Annotated in this window: 19 protein-coding genes, 2 pseudogenes and 1 riboswitch; of the genes and pseudogenes, 8 read left to right on the plus strand and 13 right to left on the minus strand. The window is 35.6% G+C overall.

Translation table 11 applies throughout. The features are described 5' to 3' along the window. Window positions 1-125: 125 nt before the first annotated feature. The 5 genes from V7150_RS03405 to V7150_RS03425 form a co-directional block, all read right to left on the minus strand. Complete coding sequence (locus V7150_RS03405; protein WP_335513596.1) at window positions 126-617, minus strand: GNAT family N-acetyltransferase; 492 nt, start codon at window positions 615-617, stop codon at window positions 126-128. 211 nt (window positions 618-828) lie between these two features. Beyond that, window positions 829-1,323, minus strand: a complete 495-nt coding sequence (locus V7150_RS03410; protein ID WP_335513634.1) for a DinB family protein — start codon at window positions 1,321-1,323, stop codon at window positions 829-831. A 508-nt stretch (window positions 1,324-1,831) separates the two neighbouring features. After that, a complete protein-coding gene (locus V7150_RS03415; RefSeq protein WP_335513598.1) occupies window positions 1,832-3,022 on the minus strand; it encodes an L-lactate MFS transporter in 1,191 nt (396 codons plus the stop codon). Window positions 3,023-3,215: 193 nt separating this feature from the next. Beyond that, window positions 3,216-3,707 (minus strand): OsmC family protein, encoded by a 492-nt coding sequence (locus V7150_RS03420; RefSeq protein ID WP_335513600.1) that lies wholly within the window; start codon window positions 3,705-3,707, stop codon window positions 3,216-3,218. Between the two features lie 154 nt (window positions 3,708-3,861). Further along, window positions 3,862-4,530 (minus strand): Crp/Fnr family transcriptional regulator, encoded by a 669-nt coding sequence (locus tag V7150_RS03425; RefSeq protein ID WP_335513602.1) that lies wholly within the window; start codon window positions 4,528-4,530, stop codon window positions 3,862-3,864. Window positions 4,531-4,867: 337 nt separating this feature from the next. On the opposite strand from V7150_RS03425, the gene V7150_RS03430 reads away from it, so the two are divergent. The 3 genes and pseudogenes from V7150_RS03430 (at window position 4,868) to V7150_RS03440 (ending at window position 7,245) form a co-directional block, all read left to right on the plus strand. Further along, entirely contained in the window at window positions 4,868-5,782 is a 915-nt protein-coding gene (locus V7150_RS03430; protein WP_335513604.1) for a phosphotransferase, read from the plus strand. A gap of 536 nt (window positions 5,783-6,318) precedes the next feature. Then, a pseudogene (locus V7150_RS03435) lies at window positions 6,319-6,879 on the plus strand (cupin domain-containing protein); the annotation flags it as partial. 18 nt (window positions 6,880-6,897) lie between these two features. Continuing rightward, entirely contained in the window at window positions 6,898-7,245 is a 348-nt protein-coding gene (locus V7150_RS03440; protein WP_335513636.1) for a DUF5661 family protein, read from the plus strand. An 883-nt stretch (window positions 7,246-8,128) separates the two neighbouring features. On the opposite strand, the gene V7150_RS03445 is transcribed toward V7150_RS03440, so the two are convergent. Next, window positions 8,129-9,433, minus strand: a complete 1,305-nt coding sequence (locus tag V7150_RS03445) for an alkaline phosphatase (protein WP_335513606.1) — start codon at window positions 9,431-9,433, stop codon at window positions 8,129-8,131. A 208-nt stretch (window positions 9,434-9,641) separates the two neighbouring features. Here V7150_RS03445 and V7150_RS03450 point away from each other — a divergent pair, with 208 nt between their 5' ends. Continuing rightward, window positions 9,642-10,244, plus strand: a complete 603-nt coding sequence (locus V7150_RS03450) for an HAD-IA family hydrolase (RefSeq protein ID WP_335513608.1) — start codon at window positions 9,642-9,644, stop codon at window positions 10,242-10,244. A gap of 281 nt (window positions 10,245-10,525) precedes the next feature. On the opposite strand, the gene V7150_RS03455 is transcribed toward V7150_RS03450, so the two are convergent. The 4 genes from V7150_RS03455 to V7150_RS03470 form a co-directional block, all read right to left on the minus strand. Further along, complete coding sequence (locus V7150_RS03455) at window positions 10,526-10,786, minus strand: helix-turn-helix domain-containing protein (protein WP_335513610.1); 261 nt, start codon at window positions 10,784-10,786, stop codon at window positions 10,526-10,528. A gap of 14 nt (window positions 10,787-10,800) precedes the next feature. Next, window positions 10,801-11,796, minus strand: coding sequence for a hypothetical protein (locus V7150_RS03460; RefSeq protein ID WP_335513612.1), 996 nt, complete (start codon window positions 11,794-11,796; stop codon window positions 10,801-10,803). Window positions 11,797-12,240: 444 nt separating this feature from the next. Further along, on the minus strand, window positions 12,241-12,684 hold the full coding sequence (locus V7150_RS03465) for an NUDIX hydrolase (protein ID WP_335513614.1): 444 nt from the start codon (window positions 12,682-12,684) through the stop codon (window positions 12,241-12,243). An 18-nt stretch (window positions 12,685-12,702) separates the two neighbouring features. After that, entirely contained in the window at window positions 12,703-13,164 is a 462-nt protein-coding gene (locus V7150_RS03470) for a GNAT family N-acetyltransferase (protein WP_335513616.1), read from the minus strand. Window positions 13,165-13,348: 184 nt separating this feature from the next. Between V7150_RS03470 and V7150_RS03475 the strand changes: the two genes are divergently transcribed. Continuing rightward, window positions 13,349-15,022, plus strand: a complete 1,674-nt coding sequence (locus tag V7150_RS03475; RefSeq protein ID WP_335513618.1) for a ribonuclease J — start codon at window positions 13,349-13,351, stop codon at window positions 15,020-15,022. Window positions 15,023-15,591: 569 nt separating this feature from the next. Further along, the gene (locus V7150_RS03480; RefSeq protein ID WP_335513620.1) at window positions 15,592-16,647 is read left to right on the plus strand and encodes a M14 family zinc carboxypeptidase; all 1,056 of its coding nucleotides are present in this window, start codon (window positions 15,592-15,594) and stop codon (window positions 16,645-16,647) included. A gap of 148 nt (window positions 16,648-16,795) precedes the next feature. Here V7150_RS03480 and V7150_RS03485 read toward each other — a convergent pair whose 3' ends face one another. Together V7150_RS03485 and V7150_RS03490 are read right to left on the minus strand one after the other, a co-directional pair. Beyond that, on the minus strand, window positions 16,796-17,026 hold the full coding sequence (locus tag V7150_RS03485; RefSeq protein WP_335513623.1) for a hypothetical protein: 231 nt from the start codon (window positions 17,024-17,026) through the stop codon (window positions 16,796-16,798). After that, window positions 17,023-17,259 (minus strand): hypothetical protein, encoded by a 237-nt coding sequence (locus V7150_RS03490; protein WP_335513625.1) that lies wholly within the window; start codon window positions 17,257-17,259, stop codon window positions 17,023-17,025. Before V7150_RS03490 ends, V7150_RS03485 begins: the two co-directional genes overlap by 4 nt. Window positions 17,260-17,456: 197 nt before the next feature. Next, window positions 17,457-17,541: riboswitch (cyclic di-GMP riboswitch) on the minus strand. A gap of 146 nt (window positions 17,542-17,687) precedes the next feature. Here V7150_RS03490 and V7150_RS26550 point away from each other — a divergent pair. After that, window positions 17,688-17,769, plus strand: a pseudogene (locus V7150_RS26550) (ribonuclease J); the annotation flags it as partial. Here the strand turns inward: V7150_RS26550 and V7150_RS03495 are convergent. Beyond that, complete coding sequence (locus V7150_RS03495) at window positions 17,765-19,108, minus strand: YheC/YheD family endospore coat-associated protein (protein WP_335513626.1); 1,344 nt, start codon at window positions 19,106-19,108, stop codon at window positions 17,765-17,767. The pseudogene V7150_RS26550 and the gene V7150_RS03495 overlap by 5 nt on opposite strands. Window positions 19,109-19,372: 264 nt before the next feature. On the opposite strand from V7150_RS03495, the gene V7150_RS03500 reads away from it, so the two are divergent. Next, window positions 19,373-20,134 carry a glycosyltransferase gene (locus tag V7150_RS03500; RefSeq protein WP_335513628.1) on the plus strand — a complete coding sequence of 254 codons (762 nt, stop codon included), beginning with the start codon at window positions 19,373-19,375 and terminating at the stop codon, window positions 20,132-20,134. Window positions 20,135-20,933: the final 799 nt, after the last annotated feature.

Here is a 20,933-nt window from a genome sequence, read left to right on the forward strand (position 1 = left end):
TTTTGTCCTTAATCAGGCTTCTTAAAGACATTTTGGGGCATTAGACTTCTAGTTTTGTCCTTAATCAGGCTTCTTAAAGACATTTTCGGTCAAAAAGCTTCTCGTTTTGTCCTTAAGAAAGCATTTTACTCCTGGTACGGAGATCGCCGAACTTTTTGCATGAGTCGCTCTGGATTGCTAATCTCTTCAAAACCATACTTTTGATATAAGGAATGGGCATCATTAGTAGCAAGCATGAACCTGCGAACTTCTTGAAGTTCATGATGGTTACTAATAATATCCATTAACCATTTTGATAATCCTAATTTACGATATTCAGGTAATATAAACACATCGGAAAGATAAGCAAATGTAGCTAAATCTGATATTACTCTCGCAAATCCGACTTGATGACTGCGTCCATGATCAACCTCACCTTTATAAACCCCAAAACATAAAGCAGTATGTTCAATTGACTTGATGACTGTTTCTTTTGCGATCCCCTTTGACCAGTATGCTTCATGACTTAAAAAATGGTGAACTACGTCCATATCTAAATGTTCTTTATTAGTAGAAATAGAGAATCCATTTGTTTTCCAAATATCCATTGCAATCCCCTGCCTTTTTTGTAAAACCATTAATCAAACTGTTTTATACCCTTTTCAAAAGATACGCTCATTCAAATCCAAATATTCAATATTTCACCACGTGATTTGCCGTATTTCAGCTTCCATTTTTAATGCTTCTCCATAACTGATCGTCAATATCGTTACTATTCGCTGTACTCTTTTTCCTTGCTTACATGAAAAAGACAAAAAAAGAGCCGCACTATGCAGCCCGTACCTATTTTTATTTCTGTATTTCATATAAGTAAAATACATAATCGGTTTGAGTTCCCTTATATCCCAGTTGTCTAAAAATTGCAGTAATATTTCCGCGATGGTAGGTACCGTGGTTCACGACGTGCTGAAGCAGATCAAAGTAACTCGCTTTCAATGTCCCATAACTTGGATGGTGAATAGTAGTAATCTCATTTAGATTTTCATGTCCATCAATAAAATCTCGGTACTCCGCACTTAATTGAAGGTGATTTTGTTCTAATTTTTCCAAGCTTCTTTCCAATTTTTCATCTTGTAATTGTGTGACACCTTGGATGATACTTTCAAAATTGTCCCCTTTAAGTACCCGCAACCAGACGTAATCAACCTGATACATGTGAAAAATAGTATCATATATTGTAGGAAAGACACTTTGCACCTCTTGAAAACAAACCTCACCTGGCAGCTCTTTTAAATGTTTAAAAACAAGTTTATTGGCCCATAAATGATAATCAAAAATCTGCACGTTCAATCCTCTCCCTCTCAAAATCGGATGTTTTTTCTAATCTAATTATTATTCTTTGAAAAATAAAATCCGCTAACACATTGTCTTCAATATCCTAAAATTAAACCGTTTTACAAACAGTTCGAAAATTATAAAATATCTATATAAAATNNATATAAAATATTACCATATTTAGGTTATTTATTTACACATTTCCCCCAAAAATCTTTCTAGAAATCCTTAACTATATTTAGATAAAACAGCAAAGAATATTGCAGGAATAGGATATACCTTCCTGGTAGTGATCTCTAAAAAAGGATAGTGGGCCCTTCTTAAAATTTGAAGGACCCATTAATAAAGTTAATACAGAGAGGCAAGGACTAAGCACTAGGCAGTTTCCCCTTGCATCTATACCATTTACTAAACGACCGCTTAGGCTTTTGTTATCAAGCAGCCCTTTGTTCTCGCATATGAAAACCAAAATATATTTGGTTTAATCGATATTAGCAAAATAAACGCCTTTACCATTTTACCGAGATAACGCAATCGGAGGTTTAATAAATATTGTAATGATCATTGAAACTATAGATAGTGCAGCTGCAATTAAAAATGAATTATTAAGGCCAAAATTCGCAGCAATAATGGGCCCTGCAATCGCTGCAATGCCAAATGCTTGAAAAACTACTCCGTAATTAGAAGCTATATTTTTGACACCATAATAATCAGCTGTAATCGCAGGAACTACGGTAACAAGTCCGCCAAAACTTAAAGCTATCATCGAAACAGACAAAAAGAATATGACAGTATTCATAGTAATTGTGCTCATTATAGCCATAGCTATAGATGTTGTTAAATAAATTATTAATAATGATGTTTTTCTTCCAATTTTATCCGATACTACTCCCCATGCCAGTCTTCCCCCAGCATTAAACAGCGCAATTACCGTTACAGCACTAGCTGCAGTTCTTGGAGTTAGTTTTACAAGATCAATCCCGATGTCCTGTGCTAGTCCAATTATTAACAAACCACTAATACACCCAAAAAAATACACAATCCATAATAAGTAGAATTGTTTGGTACTAATCATTTGAGTACTTGTAGAATCCTTACTGTTTGATTCTACCCCTTCCGTAACTCCGGTGGTTTCATAATCTTTTGGAGGTGTTGCTAAAGTTTGCGCCCCGAGCACAATTAATATTAGATTAATCACTCCAAGATACAAAAACGTTTGAGAAACTCCTTTTGTGAGAATTAAATCTAAAACAAGAGATTTAAATATTAAACTTCCTAATCCAAAGGAGCTAACAGCTATTCCTGTAATAAATCCCCTTTTATCCGGAAACCATTTGATGCATGTCGTCAAAGGGGCAACATAAGCTGTCCCTACACCAGTACCACCGATGACCCCAAAATAAATATACAATTCAATTAAGGATGTTGCTTTACTTGATAGAATTAAACCTATTCCTAGTAAAAGTCCCCCTAAAATTGCAACCTTTTTAGGACCTATTTTATTTTGCAATTTTCCTGCGAAAATTGTGGAAAAAGCAAACATTGCAACAGTAATAGAGAAAGTTAAAACAATAGCTGACTGATCCCAGCCAAATTTATCAATTAGCGGCTGGTTAAATAAACTCCATGTATATATCGAGCCTAAACATATTTGTACTAACACAGCTCCTATAACAACCAGCCATCGTGTTTTCTTATACCGATTCATTAATGCTTCCCTCCTAGCCGGCCTTCTTAGCTTTTGAATTGAATAGACCTCCTCCATATAGCAATTAGTTTGAGCTGTTAAGCTTGTTGTTAAAGCTTTCTGGTTTTTCTTAGGCTCATAACTTTTTCGCTTTTGAAGAAGGTCCTTTGTTTTCAGCAAACGATGAACAAATTATTGAACAGGGGTTGTTTAATTATTCAACAACTAATGCAACCTTTGTATTGAGACTTTTTAATACAGGTGATACCGTCAGAGCTTGATTTGCTATTTCTTTCACTTTCTCTTTAGAAGCAGAGGTAAGAGCTCTTAATTTGATAACAGGATTCAAAATTCCACGTTCCCCTTCTTCTATTCCTAAAAATACCGCTACATTTAAATCAGCTTCAATATCTACAGATACTTCTTCAAGTTTAATCCCTGCTTGGCTCGCAAAAACCTCAAACGTAATCGTAAAGCAACTTACTGCCGCTGTTATTAAATACTCAACGGGGTTAGCTCCCTTATTCGTGCCTCCTAACTCAATAGGTTCATCAATAATAAAAGGGGTAAAATCCCGGATAAAAGCCTCATTTTCTGTGCCATCCTTCCATTTAAGGTGAGCAGTCCATTTTTTCATTCCAAGTTCCGGATTTTCCTTTATGGTGTTTGTAACCTGCTTTACAGCTTCAAAATTAATGTTATTCATAATACATTACCCCTAACATCTTAGTTTTGTTTAACAATAGAAATTTTAGCATTAGATGTTTTCGGAGTATGTAAGGCAGCTTACATATGAAAATAAAAAGATTTCTTATGTATTTCCATTTATCTACAGCTTTTAATCATAAAAACTATCACATTTATTTTCCGATATTCATTTGTATCCAGATTCTCCCGTTGTCATAGCGGATAATTTTTTCTTGTAAAAGTTTATTTATCGTTAAAGTTACTGTTTCTCGGGTTGAAGCAATCATCCCAGCTATATCCTTATGTGTTATAGAGACAGGTACAGGATACCATTCTTTATCGTTTTCCCTCTGATCACTCAAACTCAATTTTTTTAATAAAAAGATGAGTCGATTTTCAACTGTTCCATAACTAATTTGCTCTAGAATTTCAACCATATCCTCATATTTCTCCGAGGTATAATTCAGTAACGCAAGCGTTAATGACGGACTATTCTCAACAATCTTTCTGACTTCTTGTTTTGAAACTGCAATAATCGTTACTTCTGTCAAAGCCTTTGCAAATACTCTGCTTGCCCTTGAAGTAAAGACATCCATTAATCCAATAAAATCTCCAGCACATAACAAGCCAATAATGCATTCTTTTCCATCTATATGAATGTGAAATTCACTTGCATTTCCTTTCTTTATAATAAATACCTCATCAGATAATTTACCCGGTATTGTAATACATTCACCTTTTTTAAAGGTAAATTCCTTACCATTACTCATCACCTTGTCATAATCGTTTTCAAGAAATAGCTGGATAACTTTATTAGAAAAAATCTGATTTTCAAAATCCATCCTGTATCCTCCTTAAAATTAAATTCGCTCATTTTAGGCTGCCACCGCTTTGATTTATAAACTCAAAAAGCGCCCCTTTTCCCCTGCAAAGTTACTATCCATACCTGCTGCATTTTTTAATTTCGCTCTTCACTTTTAGTAAGTTTCAGTGTATTTATCCTAACACGGCTAACAAATGATAACCAACCATCATTTAACATATCCCTGTCAAGTAGACAGTGTAATAAAAATAACCACACTTCTTCAGCGGCTTATAGTGTAAGCTGAAGAAGGAGTCAATGTATTCCATTTGTCTTCTAAGAGTTTGAGTAAATAAATATAGAATGGAGGTGAATGAATGAGTCAGCCATGGTCTCCTGAGCAGGTTATTTCAGAAAAAAGAGCAGGTATGATGATTGAGAACCAGTTCCCGGAGCTTAAGCCAGTAAAAGTGAAGGTATTGGGTGAAGGGTTTGATAATTCCGTTTTTCTCGTAAATGATCGATATGTTTTTCGTTTTCCCAGAAGAGAAATTTCACCAAATTTAATTCAAACTGAGAACCGGCTCCTTCCTGTATTAGCTCCCTTGCTGCCAATCCCTATTCCGAATCCTCAATTTCAAGGCATTCCAGAAGATCAGTATCCGTGGCCATTTGCAGGGTACAAAATCTTATCAGGAAAAACACCCACTAAGTTGACACCTGAACAGCGAATGGATTCGGTAGAACCTTTGGCTCAATTTTTAAGAACGCTGCATGATTTTCCTATAATAGAGGCAGAAAAGCTGAAAATTCCATACGACCAGCTGGAGCGGATCAATATTCCTAAAAGAAAACCAATGCTGGAAACAAATATAGAAATAGCCAAGGAAAAAGGTTTAATCGACCTAAATACAGTGGAGCAGCTGCAATTATTTCTTTCTACCATAAAAGAATCTTTAGAGGATGAAACCAAAACACTCGTTCATGGTGATTTACATATTCGCAATATCCTTGTAAAAGAAGATGGCAGAGTATCAGCAGTGATAGATTGGGGGGATACGCATATTGGCCATCCGGCAATCGACTTATCAATCGTTTATGGTTTTCTACCAGCTGAAGGCAGGGAACACTTTTTCAAAATATATGGTGATGTTCAACCTGAATTTAAAAAAATCGGAAGGTTCAAAGCAATATACACGATCGTCTTACTTCTTTTATACGCAGATGATCAGAAGGATGATGAATTAGTAAACGAATGTCGGTCTACATTACGTTTAGCATTAATGGAATGATGTTCCTAATATAATGGTTCTTAGCTCGCTTTATGAAATGAAACAAAGCCCACTGATTGTGAGAATAACTGGTTCACTTCAGAGGTGCAAATAAACATATCGCAAGAAAAAACACACTGTATTTCACATAAGAAATCAGTGTGTTTTTTTGTTATCATATCAAGGTATTACGTGATTTTATGTCTTATTCACAACCGAATACGCAAGGTAATTCTAAGGGATAGAAATAATTATTGGAGTGGATTTGAATTAGGTGTGATTTATAGTGTGAATTCGAGTATGAAATTCAAAATATTTATACGATTCAAGAATCCAATTATATATTTATGTTAAGCTAAATGTAAAGATTGTGATTTTTTGTACTTAAACTATCGTGCAGTTGAAGATGGTCTTTAACTTGCGTTCAAATAGTTCCATTAAATTGAGCAAATGTTTAGGGCTAACTTCAATTCCTTATAGGTCACCCTGAATATAAGTACATTCCCTTAACATAGTGCATAGGATAATTTAATTAATCTATGAAGGAGTTAAGAAAAATGTACGATGCTCATTGTTTGTATCCAAACCAATATCAATATCAAAATCCTTATTATGTTAATGCACCAATGTTTAACAATGTAAGACAGCCCAATTACTGGACTATTGATACTAATCGATTGGGTTTTTTACAATCATCAAAGGAAAGAAATAAAATTCAGTTAAAAGATTATGGGTCTGAACCATTTGTAGTGAATATCAATGAGGCTACGAAGCAAAACAATACCTATCGTACCGCTTTATGGACAGGAAATCATTTGCAAGTGACATTAATGAGTCTTAAAGTTGGTGAAGATATCGGTTTAGAAATTCATCCTAACGTTGACCAATTTTTACGTATTGAACAAGGCCAAGGGATTGTTCAAATGGGCAAGAGAAAAGATAATTTAAACTTTGTTAAAAAAGTTTATGATGATTCTGCCATTATGATACCGGCTGGAACATGGCACAATGTAACCAATACAGGTAATATCCCGTTAAAACTTTACTCGATATATGCTCCCCCACAACATCCATTGGGTACTGTTCATGTAACTAAAGCAGATGCATTGGCTGCGGAACGCGGTTCTGACTATTGTATGCACTATACTCATCCAACAAAAAGAAATATAATTAACAAATACCCAAATAGGATTCAAACAAATAATTTAAACATCGTTAAAACTAGCTTTTCTAAAGAGGAAGCAGCAGCAATAGCTTTACTTTTAGGCATTGACTTTAATAAAAGTAAGTTTGATTTAGATGAGTTTTGGATGGGAGTAAATACTGAACTTGAACATGGAAAGCAATCCAGCCAAACAAATGTTACTGGGGATGATCCTATTATTACTGGGAAAATTGCACTAGCTCATCTTAACGAGTTTCCTGATTATTACAAAAGATTAAAAGTGCTTGAGGAAGAAGCAAAAGCATATTGGAACAAATGATATACTCAATTAGAATTTTCTAACCTTTGGTGCTAAATTTATCTGAAATAAAAAATACGACAATTAGATGTTTTACAGGACTTTCTCTTTTATAAACAAGTAAAAACATACCGGTTTTTCATACCGGTTTTCAAGATTATGATTTGTATCCATATGTAAAGACATAACGCAAAAATGTTGTAGAGGTTCAAGGGTAACTTTTATTTTTGGGCTTAAATTATTTATGGAATTTATTCTTTTGAATTGTGATAGTTTTCACTTAAACAAACTGGTGCTTTAGTTAAACAATGAATATTTAAAATTGCTCGGAAAATTGCCAATTTTTTTTGTGAATAATATTGTGAATTGATAAGTAGATTCATTGTGATTAGTGGTCTAATTTTAAGTATGTTTTACGTTTTTGCACCTCACAAATGAACCCGTTATTGTGAGAATCATGTGGCTTTTACTATTTTAATTCTGTCAGAATGCTAACAGTGCCAGTCACTGTGCGCCTAGTTCATACCTGAGGGGAATTTGACAATAAATTTACAATTAACATATAAATAGTTAACAAATTACTTATATACTAAACTTATAAAAAACCAAATCCTAAAGGAGTTGTGATGGATGATAGATTTCATGATTCGATTAGTTATTTTGATTCCACTTTGTACACTTCTTTGTCCTTGATAATCCACTGAGGCATTTCATGCTTTTCATTACTATCCTATCCTTGTTACTCCATCGCTTTAATCTCCAATTATCAAATATCTGATAGTCTACAAAAATAATAAAACACCACCCGCATTCAGATGGTGCTCCCCTGGTGCTATTTTTTCTACCTTGCTCTTTACTTGATATAAGTTGATCCTGATTTCAAAGAGTATTTCTAATGGTTATTTTAATCCATAATCTGAAAAAGAATCCTTGCAATATCACTGTTTTCCATTCTGCCGCTAAACAAATGTCTATTTAGACCATACGCATAAACGGGAACATCCTCACCCGTATGCCCTTTGGTTGTCCAGCCCGTACTGGAATAGTGATTGATAATGTTAATAAGTGCTTGCCGTGTATCTTCTACTTCCATCTCCAGCGTTAATTGGATGGTATTCAAGTCCTCTTCATGAAGTGGAAAGTTCATGTGATGCTTTAAAGTTGTCATGTTTTTTGTTTCATGCAATCTGCTGGCAATCACAAACGGTGTTGAGGTAATCGATTTAATCACACTTGGATTCCATTTATAATTATCATTTCGATCGATGCTCATTCCTCCGGTTGAGTGATCAGCTGTCGCAATGACAATCGTATCCTCCCGATCGGAAGCGAACTCAATCGCCTCTTTAAACGCTGCTTCAAAGTCTTTAACTTCACTCATTGCCCCAACGATATCATTGTCATGCCCCGCCCAATCTATTTGACTTCCTTCCACTAAAAGAAAAAAGCCATTTGGATTTTGCTGTAAGCGTTGAAGGGCAGCTTTCGTCATTTGGGAAAGGGACGGAATTGTCGGATCGCGGTCAATTTGTTTCGACAGCTCTATTGGTGCAAATAAGCCAAGCAGCTGCTCTGTTTTATTCGTAACAAGCTCTTGCAAGTTGGTCACATATCCAAAACCATTTTTAACAAACTCTTCTATTAAATTTCGGTCATTCCTAAAGAAATAGGATGTTCCTCCCCCGAGCATCACATCTATTTTATGTTTACCTTCTATTCGTTCATCGAGATAATCATCAGCAATTTGATCATATTGTTCTCGTGATTCAATATGCGAGGCAAATGCCGCTAATGTTGCGTGATTGATTTGACTTGTTCCTACTAGGCCAGTAGACTTGCCACGAAATTTTGCATATTCTAAAACAGTGGGAACAGCTTGTTTATCAATGTTTAAACCAAGTACTCCGTTATAGGTTTTATAACCCGTCGCTAAAGCCGTACCTGCTGCAGCAGAATCAGTAATATTACTTTCTTTATCTAATGAATAAGTTGATTGGGATCCGACAAAGTATTGATCAAATATAGTGGGATTCATAAATCCTTTTTGGGAATCATGATTGAAGTAGCGAAGACCGGTGGTATAAGAAAATCCCATCCCATCACCGATTAGTAAGATGACATTTTTTACTTTCCTCGTTCCATTGTATTTCATAATAGGATGGAATGAATTCAGTTTATAATCATGTTGAAGGACGGTGGAATTTAACAAAGTTAACAGCACCTTTCTTTTTACGTAGTAATCATAACTGAAACCATTTATTCACACTCCCTTTATAACATAAAAAAAGGACGAAGTTATTAGGCAATACAATAATTTTACAAAAAGCATAAATATTCTTAATGTTTGTCAAGACTTAGCAATAGCAGCTGTATATGATAACATCTTTAGGGTAACTTTATTGATGGGAGTGATTATTATGAACATATTGTGGGATTTCGATGGAACCTTATTTGATACATATCCAGCACTTGTTGAAGGTATCCTAAAATTAAGCCAAAAGGACCTTGACCGCAGTGAAGTGTTGAAATGGCTAAAAATTGATTCCAAAACCGCCTTTAAACACTATTGTATTAGTGAGGATCTGAGAGAAGAATACCAAAAAATACATATTCATTATTCAAAGCTGCACAGCAAGCCCTTTGATCACCTAGAGGATGTTTTAGCTGCTGTCGAAAACAATATTATTGTGACTCATCGAGATAAGGAATCCACCATTTATCTCCTTGAAAAATTCCATCTAGCCAAGTATTTTAAAGAAATTGTTGCCGTTGAAGAACAAGGCTTCACGAGAAAACCTCATTGTTCTTCCTATGAATATGTCCTGAAAAGCCACCGTATTGATTTGGTTGTGGGTGACCGGGATCTAGATTTAATACCCGCAAGACAATTACATATCAAAACCGTTGCCTTTCAAAATCCCAATATTGACGCCGATTTTCACATCGACAGCTATGCAGATTTTATTCCGCTGGTCCTTAACCCGCTTCATGGAACACAACAGAGTCCCTTTGATCATTAGAATCAAGGGACTCTTGTTTTTTCAGTTTGAGAAACATCCAGATGTTTAATTCGTTTTTAGTGCGTAGATATTTCCTGATGAATTTAATATCATCGCAAAATAGAAAGGCTGCCCTACAAAGTTTTGTTCAATAACATTAGGAACAGCATTTTTTTATTGGCGACCTGACTCTCTGTTTTTTCTGCTCTTCGGTCGCTTATAACCTTGATAAGAGTCACTAAAAAAAATATTAAAACGGCAGTGATTTCTCTGCCGTTTTATTGTTTGAAATGAATAGTTAGCTATTTTTTAACTAGTCTTTCTTTTATTTCCGGAATACTAAGACCCTGTTTTTTCAAGTCCTGTACTTCTTTGATTTTTAATAATGCTTCTTCTCTGGGGAACCGGCGAGTCAGGTTTTCTTGTTCCTGCTTGAAAGGAAGCATCCCTTCTTCCGTATAGAATTTTAGGGTACTGTAACGACATCCACTTAGACGTACCAGTTCTCCGATGGATACAAATTCGGAAGCCAATATTTTTTCCATTGAACGTTGCCGGGACATTTTCATCCCCCTTGCTATAAGGATAGTGGATATTTTCTTAAACGGACACCATGAACAGGTATTCTATATTGTTTGGCAGATGGTACGGCTTCATATAGGACATTATCGATCTTGATAAGGGGTACTTCTCCCTCACGTATCACCGTAAAGACGTGACCTTTGCTTTCCAGCCTCGCTTTAACATCACGCAAACGGTCTTCTTTCTTTGAAAAAAACTCTTCCGTATCAATAAAAATAGATTGCGATCGTTCAATTACCGGAAAGATAAAATTGATTCCTGAACCTGAAGGAGTAGACATAACTTCCTTCTTTATTTTTAAAAAATTTTTTACAGCGGTTTCAAAGGATTTATGAATATTAATTGGTAAAATCCGTTTAGCCAAAGAACTGTTATCGAGTAATTCATATATGCGAGCTGCAACTCGTTTCAATTCTTCCCTAGAGAAAAGATCATAAAGACATCCGCTTTCCCGTAACAACCAAAGCATAAGGATTGTTTCATCTGTCATTGGCCCGTCTTCTAAAATCTCAGCACGAAGACTTTCCGTCAATCTTATATAGAGTTCTGGATTGCTCCGGTATTCCTTCATCGAAATATCAGCTGTTACATATTCCAAATCACAACCAATAAGTGCAGGAATTTCTTCCAAAGCATTCGCTCCTAACAGGGAAACGGCAAAAGAGTGCTCAACTTCTTTCAATATCTTTTTAGATAGCTTGGTAACTTTCGTGAGATAATCAGGAAGCGTCTCACTTATCGTTTCAATTTTACCAATAAGAGCCTTTAAAACAGTTTCTTGATACATAGTAATCGAAGGAAACTCTAAATTCTCCCTTTTAAAAGTAAGGATATCGCCCTCCCTTGTAAAGCCGTTGTCCAAATATAATTCTAGAATCGTTGCACCAGCCATACAACGCAAGGATACTTTCTTGGCGTTAGTTAAATGAAGACTATCTTGGGCGTTGAGTGCTATCATGGAAAAGTTTTGCGCAAAACTAAGTTCCTTCATAACGTCCCTCCTAGTTCATAAAATAAGTGGTTATCACTTATTACTTACTACTTACGATTTAAGAATACCAATGTTGGAAAAGAATGTAAAGTAAGTTGTAGATAAACGAGCGATGTGTGCTTGGATCTTAGTATAACTGAGATGTCACAATAATTTGGCTGCAGTTTCATGTTATTTGTCAGATCTTTCACTTTTCCATTGTCAAAATTGGAATACAGATTGCACCTGCTGGCCGTAAAACAGAAGATGCTGTTCAAGCACTAAGTTCTCTTATGCATTCTTCATCGTTACTTAATGAAAGATTAAAGGATCTATAACATCTAAGACATGGGTTAGTAATATTGTAACGTTATAGTAGTTAGTAGCGGGGATAGCATGAGTGGCTATCATAGTATTTGGCGATGGAGGGGCCAATACTTCACAAGATGTTAGGAATCAAGGTTTTTAGTATAGCTTTAGCGCCTCGTTCACTGCCCAGCTTTGATGCTCGTGAAATAAACAGTCTATCGCTTGAATCGGTTCAATCCAATGGAGGAAATGGTCTTCTTCTAATGGTCTTCCAAGCTGTTTCCCGATTTGGCTCAAATAAAAATGGCCCTCGCTGAAATAATAAGAATGTTCATTAGTCGAATAAAAATATCTTTGGGCACAGCCAATAAAGGAACCTATTTCCACTGCCATGCCCATTTCCTCAAGTACTTCTCTTTTTAAACACTGTTCATGTGTTTCATTATTTTCAATGCCGCCGCCAGGGAGAAAATACTTACCATCACTTTTTTGGATCACGGCGATTTTATCTTTCGGCTCGTTAAACATTAAACCGTAAACTGCCGGTCTCCTTTTGTATTCTGTATCTTCATTTCTTTCACCAAAGACCTTGATTTGCATAGCCAGCCCCCCTTCACTTTATAATTCTTTCTCAAACATCACCATATCCATGGCCCTGATCCCATTTTCATAAATAGGTTCTGGATAATTTTTAAAGAAATCCTTTTTTATTTCAACCATTCTAAAACCTAACTTTTGATAAAAAGCTAAGTTTTCAATACTTGAATTAGCAGTTCCAACAATCATTTTATGTAGTCCCTTAATTTTATATAAATCGAAAGCCTCATTAACTACTAATTTTCCTAGCCCTTTCCCTCGATAATCTTCGGTTAAAGCAATATTTTTAAGCTCAACGATTCCGTTCGGATGGAACATAAATAAAACAACTCCTGCAATTTTTCCTTCGCAGCAAATGGAGAACATCTCTCCATCATTTATGTACTTTATGACAATCTCTTCGCTTTCATCTGCTATAAGGAGATAATCAAAAAATAAATTTCTTTTCTCCTTTTCAATTGCCTCCAATTGAACTTCCAGCATTATCATCCCTCCAATTACACTAACTAATTTTAACACAAATTGGTAATGGATATGATTTAACGTTAGACTAAAAAACTCTAAGCAGGAAACCTAACTGTATTTGAATTCCCTCATGATTTAACTAAATAAAGATTTTTAAAAATGGAATACTAACACTATCTAATTGGAATTAGGAGGAATTCAGTTGCAAACCACTGAAAATACATTATCTATTTTCGCTTTAGGCGGTATAAATGAAATCGGAAAAAACATGTATGTGGTCCAATATGCAGATGATATCGTCATTATCGACTGCGGAGGTAAATTTCCAGATGAGAGTTTATTAGGAATTGATTTAATTATTCCCGATGTTACTTACTTAGAAGAGAATAAGGAAAAAATCCGTGCTTTAATTGTTACACATGGGCACGAAGATCATATTGGGGGGATTCCTTACCTCTTACGAAAAATAAATGTCCCCATTTATGGCACACGTTTTACACTTGGATTAATTGAATTAAAACTAGATGAGCATCGGCTTACAAGGGATACAAAACTCATTCCAATTGATTCAGATTCTAAGCTTGAGCTGGGAGAAATGAAGGCATCCTTTTTCAAAGTAAGCCACAGTATTCCTGATTGTTTAGGGATTGTTTTTCATACACCTGAAGGAAATGTTGTCCATACTGGAGACTTTAAATTCGATTTAACACCTGCGAATAACCAATATTCAGATATTCATAAAATGGCCGATATCGGTAATCAAGGTGTCATAGTTTTAATCTCTGAAAGTACAAATGCAGAACGTACGGGCCTGACACCATCAGAGCGAATGGTAGGCAGTCATATGATCGAGGCTTTCATGAAAGCTGATGGGAAAATCTTTATATCGACCTTCGCTTCCAATGTGAATCGTGTTCAGCAAGTGGTCGAAGCTTGCATTCGGACGAATCGAAAGCTTGCATTGCTTGGCCGAAGCATGGTTAATGTCGTCTCAGTAGCGATCGAACGTGGATATTTAACTATTCCAGATGGGATGCTGATTGAGGCAAAGGAGGTCGATCGACTAGCACCTGAAAAGGTTGCCATTCTATGTACGGGGAGTCAGGGAGAGCCAATGGCTGCTCTTGCCCGTCTTGCTAGCGGAAATTTTCGGGATATTTCCGTTTACCCCGGAGACACCGTTATTTTAGCAGCATCCCCAATACCCGGGAATGAAAAAGATGTTTCACGTATTATTGACAACTTATTTCAACTGGGGGCTAAAGTGATTTATGGAACAGGGAGCACAACCGGAATGCATGTATCTGGACATGGATACCAGGAAGACTTAAAGCTCATGCTTACTCTAATGAAACCAACCTATTTTATTCCAGTTCATGGTGAATTTAGAATGCTGCACCATCATCGTTTGCTCGCGGAATCGGTTGGAGTCGAGACAGGAAACACATTTATTATTAAAAATGGTGATGTTGTTGATATCGAAACCTCAATTGCCCGTCAGACTCGGAGGATTCCGTCGGGGGATACGTATGTTGACGGAATGGGCGTCGGCGATGTAGGGGAAATCGTGTTACGAGACCGAAAACAACTTTCTGAAGATGGAATGGTCGTTATTGTTTTAACATTAAGTAAAGCAGAGAGAAAAATTATTCAAGGACCTGACACGATTACTCGCGGGTTCGTATACGTAAAAGATTCTGAAGATCTCCTAAAAGAAATTAACCGCCTTGTTAAAAAAACGGTAAATGACTTACAAGCAGAGGATATTCGGCAGTGGAATGTAATCAAACAAAATATTAAAAAATCGGTAGGCCAATTTTTATTCGCAAAAACGAAGAGAAAGCCAATGATTCTCCCGATCATTATTGAAATTTAATTACAAACACATAAGCATAACTAAAGCTTCCACAACGAGGAAGCTTCTTTTTATTTTATATTATTGAAAAAGCCTGCTAGAAATTTGCCGTATCGAAATGGTTCAGTGACTTCTTTTTAACAGACGAATAGCGAAATTCCTTGATCGCCATGGATTACAAATCTTTAACAAACATCTATGGATATTTCCACTTAATAAACCTAAGTAAGATATTCATTAATTATTAGTTAGCGTAAACTTCTCTGATGGTTCCTTCCCCGCCTAAATCATCTAATGCCAAAATAATTGCTTGATAGTGATTCATTTTAAACTATCGACCTTTTGTTGATTGTCCTGAAGGATTGATCAACCGTATCATATTCCATAATTTCTACTTCATCTGGAATGTACAGAAGGCAGAAGAATAAATCAGCCATTTTGATTCTCAAAATCGGGTTTTAATAGGGAATTAGTAGTATAGGAAATTCAGTAATTAATCACTATGTACATGCTACTATTTTATATATAATATTCTTCGTATAACGAATTTTTCGAATTTTGTTATAATTTTACGAGTTGGAGGTTCTATTATGAAAAAGAAAGTTTTAGCATTATCTTTATCTGGTTTAATGGCAATCGGCGGAATTGTAAGCGTTCCTATTTCAGTTGGTGCAGTGGGTGAAGGGCCAAACTATGGCGGAAATGAGTCGATTCAGACTTCTATCCTACATACATACAATGAACTAGTTGATAATCTTAAAACCCAAGATGCAAAACAAGATGCCATGAAACTAGAAGTCATTGGTCAAACAGTAAAAGGCCGAGATATTTACCTCGCGAAATATATATCTAACCCTAGCAATCCTACCATTCTCTATTTAACCCAACAACATGGCAATGAACAACTGACGACGGAAGGTGCTCTAGAATTTATTAAACACTTAGGAACGGATAAAATGAAAGGGGTTCTTGATCAGGTAAACATCCTTGTCGTACCAATGCTAAATGCTGATGGAGCTATGGGCGATGTAAACTTTTCCCTTGATGACTATGTTGCTGACGGCGGAAGGCATTTGACTCGCTATAATGCTGTTGGTGCCGATTTAAATCGTGACCATGTTGCCAAAATACATCCAGAGACCCAAGCCTTACATAATAATGTGCTAAAAAAGTACAAAATTGATTATATGATTGATCTCCATCATCAAGGATCTCAAAGTGAAGTAGACGGGAAATATGCATCAGGTTCCATCCTTTATCCGACAAATCGGAATGTTAAGCCGGAGGTACTAGAACGGTCTAAAAAATTAGGGGCTGTCGTGTTCAATGCTATTAACTCAAAGGGATGGGGAAATATCGGAAAATACAATGGCGGTTCAGAGGAAACAATTGGCCGCAACGGTGCAGCAGTTCAATACGATATTTCAACACTTCTTTTTGAAATGCGAGGCATGTCTGATCACAACTATGAGTCTTACGTGCTCGGACAAAAAAGCAATGGTTATTTGATTAAGCAAACGATAACCACCCTTGATGCAACAACGAGAGCTATCGCCGATGGTTCAATTGAAAAAGTGGATACAAGCTTTTGGAATACCCTTCCAACCCAAACAACTCGGCCTTCTGGAGAAGAAGAAACAGAATAAACACCTTATAACAGCGAACAGTGGCTGCCACTGTTCGCTAGAAAGTAATATTTTTTCTGTTCCAACTGGGCTAGGGTACCTGCCTCCCAGAGTGTTAGAGCTTTATTCGAGAAGTTTATTTTTGGTAAAAAAAAATCTGCACCTTACACTATGCAGATTTTTTTTCATTCACTATTTCATTGAGATTGATTAAATACTCGCGTATGTTTTCTTGTTTTGATTCAACAAAGTTTTGTAAACTGTCTGGGATAAGCTTGTCAATACATTCGAGAGTATCAGGATTCAAGGAGACCTTTAACCATGCATCTTCTTGCATATCCAAACATTTAACTGTTACTTTTTGTCTCTTAGATATTACATCTACAATTTGATATCTCACTCGGCTGTCGCACTCATTTCTAATTTGAATAATCTACAAGATGCCTGTGTAAGATTTTTAAGGCACTCCACTCGGATTCTTTCTTCACAGACAAAATCATTAAGCAATTCATTCTTTAACCTAGAGTAGATCATCGAAATATGATCATGAGTCAGATTATTTATATGGCCTTGTGCTGCAGCATTTAGAATTTCTTTTTCAAAGTACTCAACAGAACCAAATAAAACAGTCACCCTGATCTCCACCCTTCCCGAAAATAATTAAAAATAATTGCAAATCCTAATACTGAAAAGAAGATGAGTCGTAGAAACTCTTTCCCTTTTTCCACTCCTTTCTTTATTTACAAGAGAAAAAGCCCACCCCAAAAAAGAATGATGGACAAAAATGAATGTTAGTCAATAAAAAACCATTAACAAAATATCCAGTTCTTTTTGGCAACCCGGCTATCCTAGCACTTTCGCCTTAGACCCGTGGCTTTGCGTCCCCGCCTTTCGACGGGTTTGCCTTTTTCAATTGATACTTTCATACTACATCGGAAAAATGTACTTTTCAACAAAATTCTACATAATTCTTCATAATTTTCATAAATATGACAAATATCATTCTTTAGACACATTTCTACCTATTTTCGTTTGGGCGTATAAATAAAATCGGAAAAAACATGTATGTGCTTCAATATGATGGTGCTATAGTTATTATCGACATTTACAGATGAGAGTTTATTAGGAATTGATTTAATTATTCTGAAAAGCCTGCTAGAAATTTGCCGTATCGAAATGGTGCAGTGACTACTTTCTTATATAGTTTCTTATCATTCATATGAAGTGGAAAACGATGATACGTATCTTTAGTATTTACTTCTAGAATCCATATTCCGCCATCTTCGTCCACCATTAGATCAATCCCAAGGTCTCCGTAGTTGCCATATTGGTCAAAAACACGACAAATTTGAAATGCAATCTTTTTTAGCTCCTCTACTTTATTTTGTGCTTTTTTAGCATTCATACCGAATGCTAGCTGGAAAGATTCCACACCAGAACGGATAAAACCAGCACGAGAAAAATTTGTAATAATACCTCCACTTTTCCCGAACTTACCGAATACACCTGGGCAACCCCAGTTCCCTTTTCCATCCTTTTGCATAATCACTCTGAAATCTATAGGTCTGTTTTGATACCTTTTCATCGTTATAGCCTGCTGGGCTATGTAACCCTTGTTTTTAAGCTTACTAAACCATTGCTCACTATTCTCGAGATTTTCTAAATGTTTAAGATAGAAACCATTTGGATTTTGAAAAGAAGGATAAATAACAAGGTAGCCAGTTTGACTTTTCTCCATCTTCCTGATTCCTCTTGAAAGGGTTCCACCTGTCGGTTTTAAATAAATAGAATCATATTGTTCGAGCATGCTATCCAGCACAGTCATGTCAGTCAGGAGCTCAGTAGCAGGAAGGTGTGAACGAAGCTCTGCGATGGGGGAAAGACGTTTCCAAAGCTCCCACTTGTTGAAAGAACCCGGAGAAAAGCTGTTGAATACACAATCTCCCATTATTGATTGCAAATCATCGAATACGCTTTTCGGCATGGCTGTGCGATTATAAGAAGATCCTGGATAGGGAAACGTACCAAGCTTCCAACGGTTTGAACGTCCCCTCGCGTTTGGATCATAATAAAACCCTTTTATTTGCTTTTTTTGAGTATCAATTGTGTTCCATGCACACAGATAGACCAGCCCTTGAATATTTGAGTAATCAAAGAAATAAGCACGGTATTTATTCAATTTTGATATTGTCATTTCCTTTAAATCAGAAAAGACAATTAACGCAATCACAGGCCCGAGGTTTAGGATCGTGTTATTTCGCTTCAATTCATAGGGAAGTGTGTCTGGAATGGTGAATGAATCCTTCCAATGTTGTGGTAAACCGATCATATCATCTGGGAAATCACTGCTAATATGAATTTGTATAGGTTGTTTCCAGGAACCGAATTGAAATGTCATATTGCCTGGGGAAATATCATGCTCAATTGCTAATTTTTGAGACAGTTGAATCTGACTGGCTTCATTAATCCATTTAATAAACATTTTCCACCAACTCTTTCAAGTATATGTCTATCTCAGAATATGTCGTTTTGGCGAAAATGCTTAGACGGTTGTACAAGCGAAATCAATTAGCTTTGGAGTTGCTTTTGTTTACTGTTATTTTTTAAATACTCCAAAGTAAACTTTTAAATAATAGTTTACCTTCAGTTTCTATAATACAACCTAATAAATGTTAATAAACGTTAATAAATATTAATATATGTTATGTATAGTAGATATTTACTTTATAAAATAAGGGGGAATATTATGACTGAAACAAACGAATCTTCAGGAGTCAATTTTAAAAAAGATGTGAAGTTTTCTATTATAATCCCTGCACACAATGAAGAAAAGTACATTAGAAAATGTTTGGATTCAATTGCAAAGGCATCAGAGGCATATAAAGATCAAACTGAAGTCATAGTTGTTTTAAATCGTTGCACAGATAACACAGAAGAAATAGCAAAGTCCTATAACTGTATTACATTAAAAAATAACGATAAAAACTTATCCAAAATCCGAAATGCAGGGGCCCAAATAGCTAGTGGAGAAATAATCATTACTATAGACGCTGATACCCAAATGACAGAGTCTATGTTGTCTAATGTAGATAAATATTTAGCTTCAGGTAAATACATTGGTGGTGGGGTAACTGGGAAGTTTGAAAGAATATCTTTAGGAATATTCGTTTCCGCAATGTTAATAATAATCCCCTTACTTTTTAAGTATGGAGCTATATCTGTAGGGATTTTTTGGTGCTATAGAAAAGACTTTATGGCAATCAACGGATTTAATGAAAACATGCTTATGGCAGAAGATGCAGATTTCGCTAAACGGTTAAAAGTATGGGGAAAGCAAAATAATAAGAAATTCGGTACAATTAAAAATGGAATGATAACTTCATGCAGAAGATTTGATAAATATGGAGAATGGGCTTTACTTAAAAATCCAAAAGTAATCTTAACCTATCTAAAAGGAAATGATAAAAAATACGCAGATAAAACATATTATGATAACCAAGAAAGATAACTGTGAAGATTCCTAAACAAATCATCATCAAATGAACTAGTGAAACAAGATAAATAAAATTTAACAAAACTAAAAGAATCATATTTATTTAGGATTCTTTTAGTTTTGTTGAATGTAAACTTTTACATAAAAGATTACTTCCATTTTCATTAAAAAAAATGACTTAACATCAACCATCTTTCATGGCCTAGTACCAGCGTTCTTATAACCAAGAGCAAAGTAGCTTTATTTTTATTTATTAACTCAACTTTCTTTTTCTTCTACCTCTGGAAAAAGGGTCAATTGGGAGTTATAATTTTCTGTAGTAATCTTCGGATTGCACATAAGAATCGTCCTTTCTTTTCTTTTAAATGTTGGTGTGGTAACTACATTTTACTAGATAGGACGATTTCTTTGTGTACTTTTATAAAAATAAAAGAGGGCTACCAAAGGTCAGTTACCTAACTTTTTGGACAGCCTCTTTTTCATGTCAGTTATACTATTCCATTTCGTGAACATTTGCTTCGATAAAAGCAATTTCGTGATTGTCTAAATTATACTTTTTGTATAGCGAACGATCAATTTCTTCTATTGACTTACTTCAGTCAATATCAGAGTTTGGTGTAAAGTCTTGGCTTGGAACTTTTGCCCACTTATCACGAGTGTTGGCTTGTGTTATCTTCAGTACCCCAAGCATAGTGCGTGCAAATTTTGATTTAACATAGTTAAGCACAGACTCTGCTTCAAACCTAGTATCAAACGCACCAATGGAAAGGAACGTTTCTGTCGCACCTACTTCCGTTCTTCAACTCCCTCAGTT

The sequence above is a fragment of the Neobacillus drentensis genome (assembly GCF_036965245.1).
Classification (GTDB): domain Bacteria; phylum Bacillota; class Bacilli; order Bacillales; family Cytobacillaceae; genus Neobacillus; species Neobacillus drentensis_G.

Bases quoted from the DNA above. Each gene is read 5' to 3' on its own strand.
- V7150_RS03420 (WP_335513600.1), bottom strand. From the start codon at position 3,707: ATGAATAACATTAATTTTGAAGCTGTAAAGCAGGTTACAAACACCATA.
- V7150_RS03415 (WP_335513598.1), bottom strand. From the start codon at position 3,022: ATGAATCGGTATAAGAAAACACGATGGCTGGTTGTTATAGGAGCTGTG.
- V7150_RS03500 (WP_335513628.1), top strand. From the start codon at position 19,373: ATGACTGAAACAAACGAATCTTCAGGAGTCAATTTTAAAAAAGATGTG.
- V7150_RS03440 (WP_335513636.1), top strand. From the start codon at position 6,898: ATGCACTATACTCATCCAACAAAAAGAAATATAATTAACAAATACCCA.
- V7150_RS03460 (WP_335513612.1), bottom strand. From the start codon at position 11,796: ATGAAGGAACTTAGTTTTGCGCAAAACTTTTCCATGATAGCACTCAAC.
- V7150_RS03430 (WP_335513604.1), top strand. From the start codon at position 4,868: ATGAGTCAGCCATGGTCTCCTGAGCAGGTTATTTCAGAAAAAAGAGCA.
- V7150_RS03480 (WP_335513620.1), top strand. From the start codon at position 15,592: ATGAAAAAGAAAGTTTTAGCATTATCTTTATCTGGTTTAATGGCAATC.
- V7150_RS03425 (WP_335513602.1), bottom strand. From the start codon at position 4,530: ATGGATTTTGAAAATCAGATTTTTTCTAATAAAGTTATCCAGCTATTT.
- V7150_RS03465 (WP_335513614.1), bottom strand. From the start codon at position 12,684: ATGCAAATCAAGGTCTTTGGTGAAAGAAATGAAGATACAGAATACAAA.
- V7150_RS03470 (WP_335513616.1), bottom strand. From the start codon at position 13,164: ATGCTGGAAGTTCAATTGGAGGCAATTGAAAAGGAGAAAAGAAATTTA.
- V7150_RS03495 (WP_335513626.1), bottom strand. From the start codon at position 19,108: ATGTTTATTAAATGGATTAATGAAGCCAGTCAGATTCAACTGTCTCAA.
- V7150_RS03450 (WP_335513608.1), top strand. From the start codon at position 9,642: ATGAACATATTGTGGGATTTCGATGGAACCTTATTTGATACATATCCA.
- V7150_RS03455 (WP_335513610.1), bottom strand. From the start codon at position 10,786: ATGTCCCGGCAACGTTCAATGGAAAAAATATTGGCTTCCGAATTTGTA.
- V7150_RS03405 (WP_335513596.1), bottom strand. From the start codon at position 617: ATGGTTTTACAAAAAAGGCAGGGGATTGCAATGGATATTTGGAAAACA.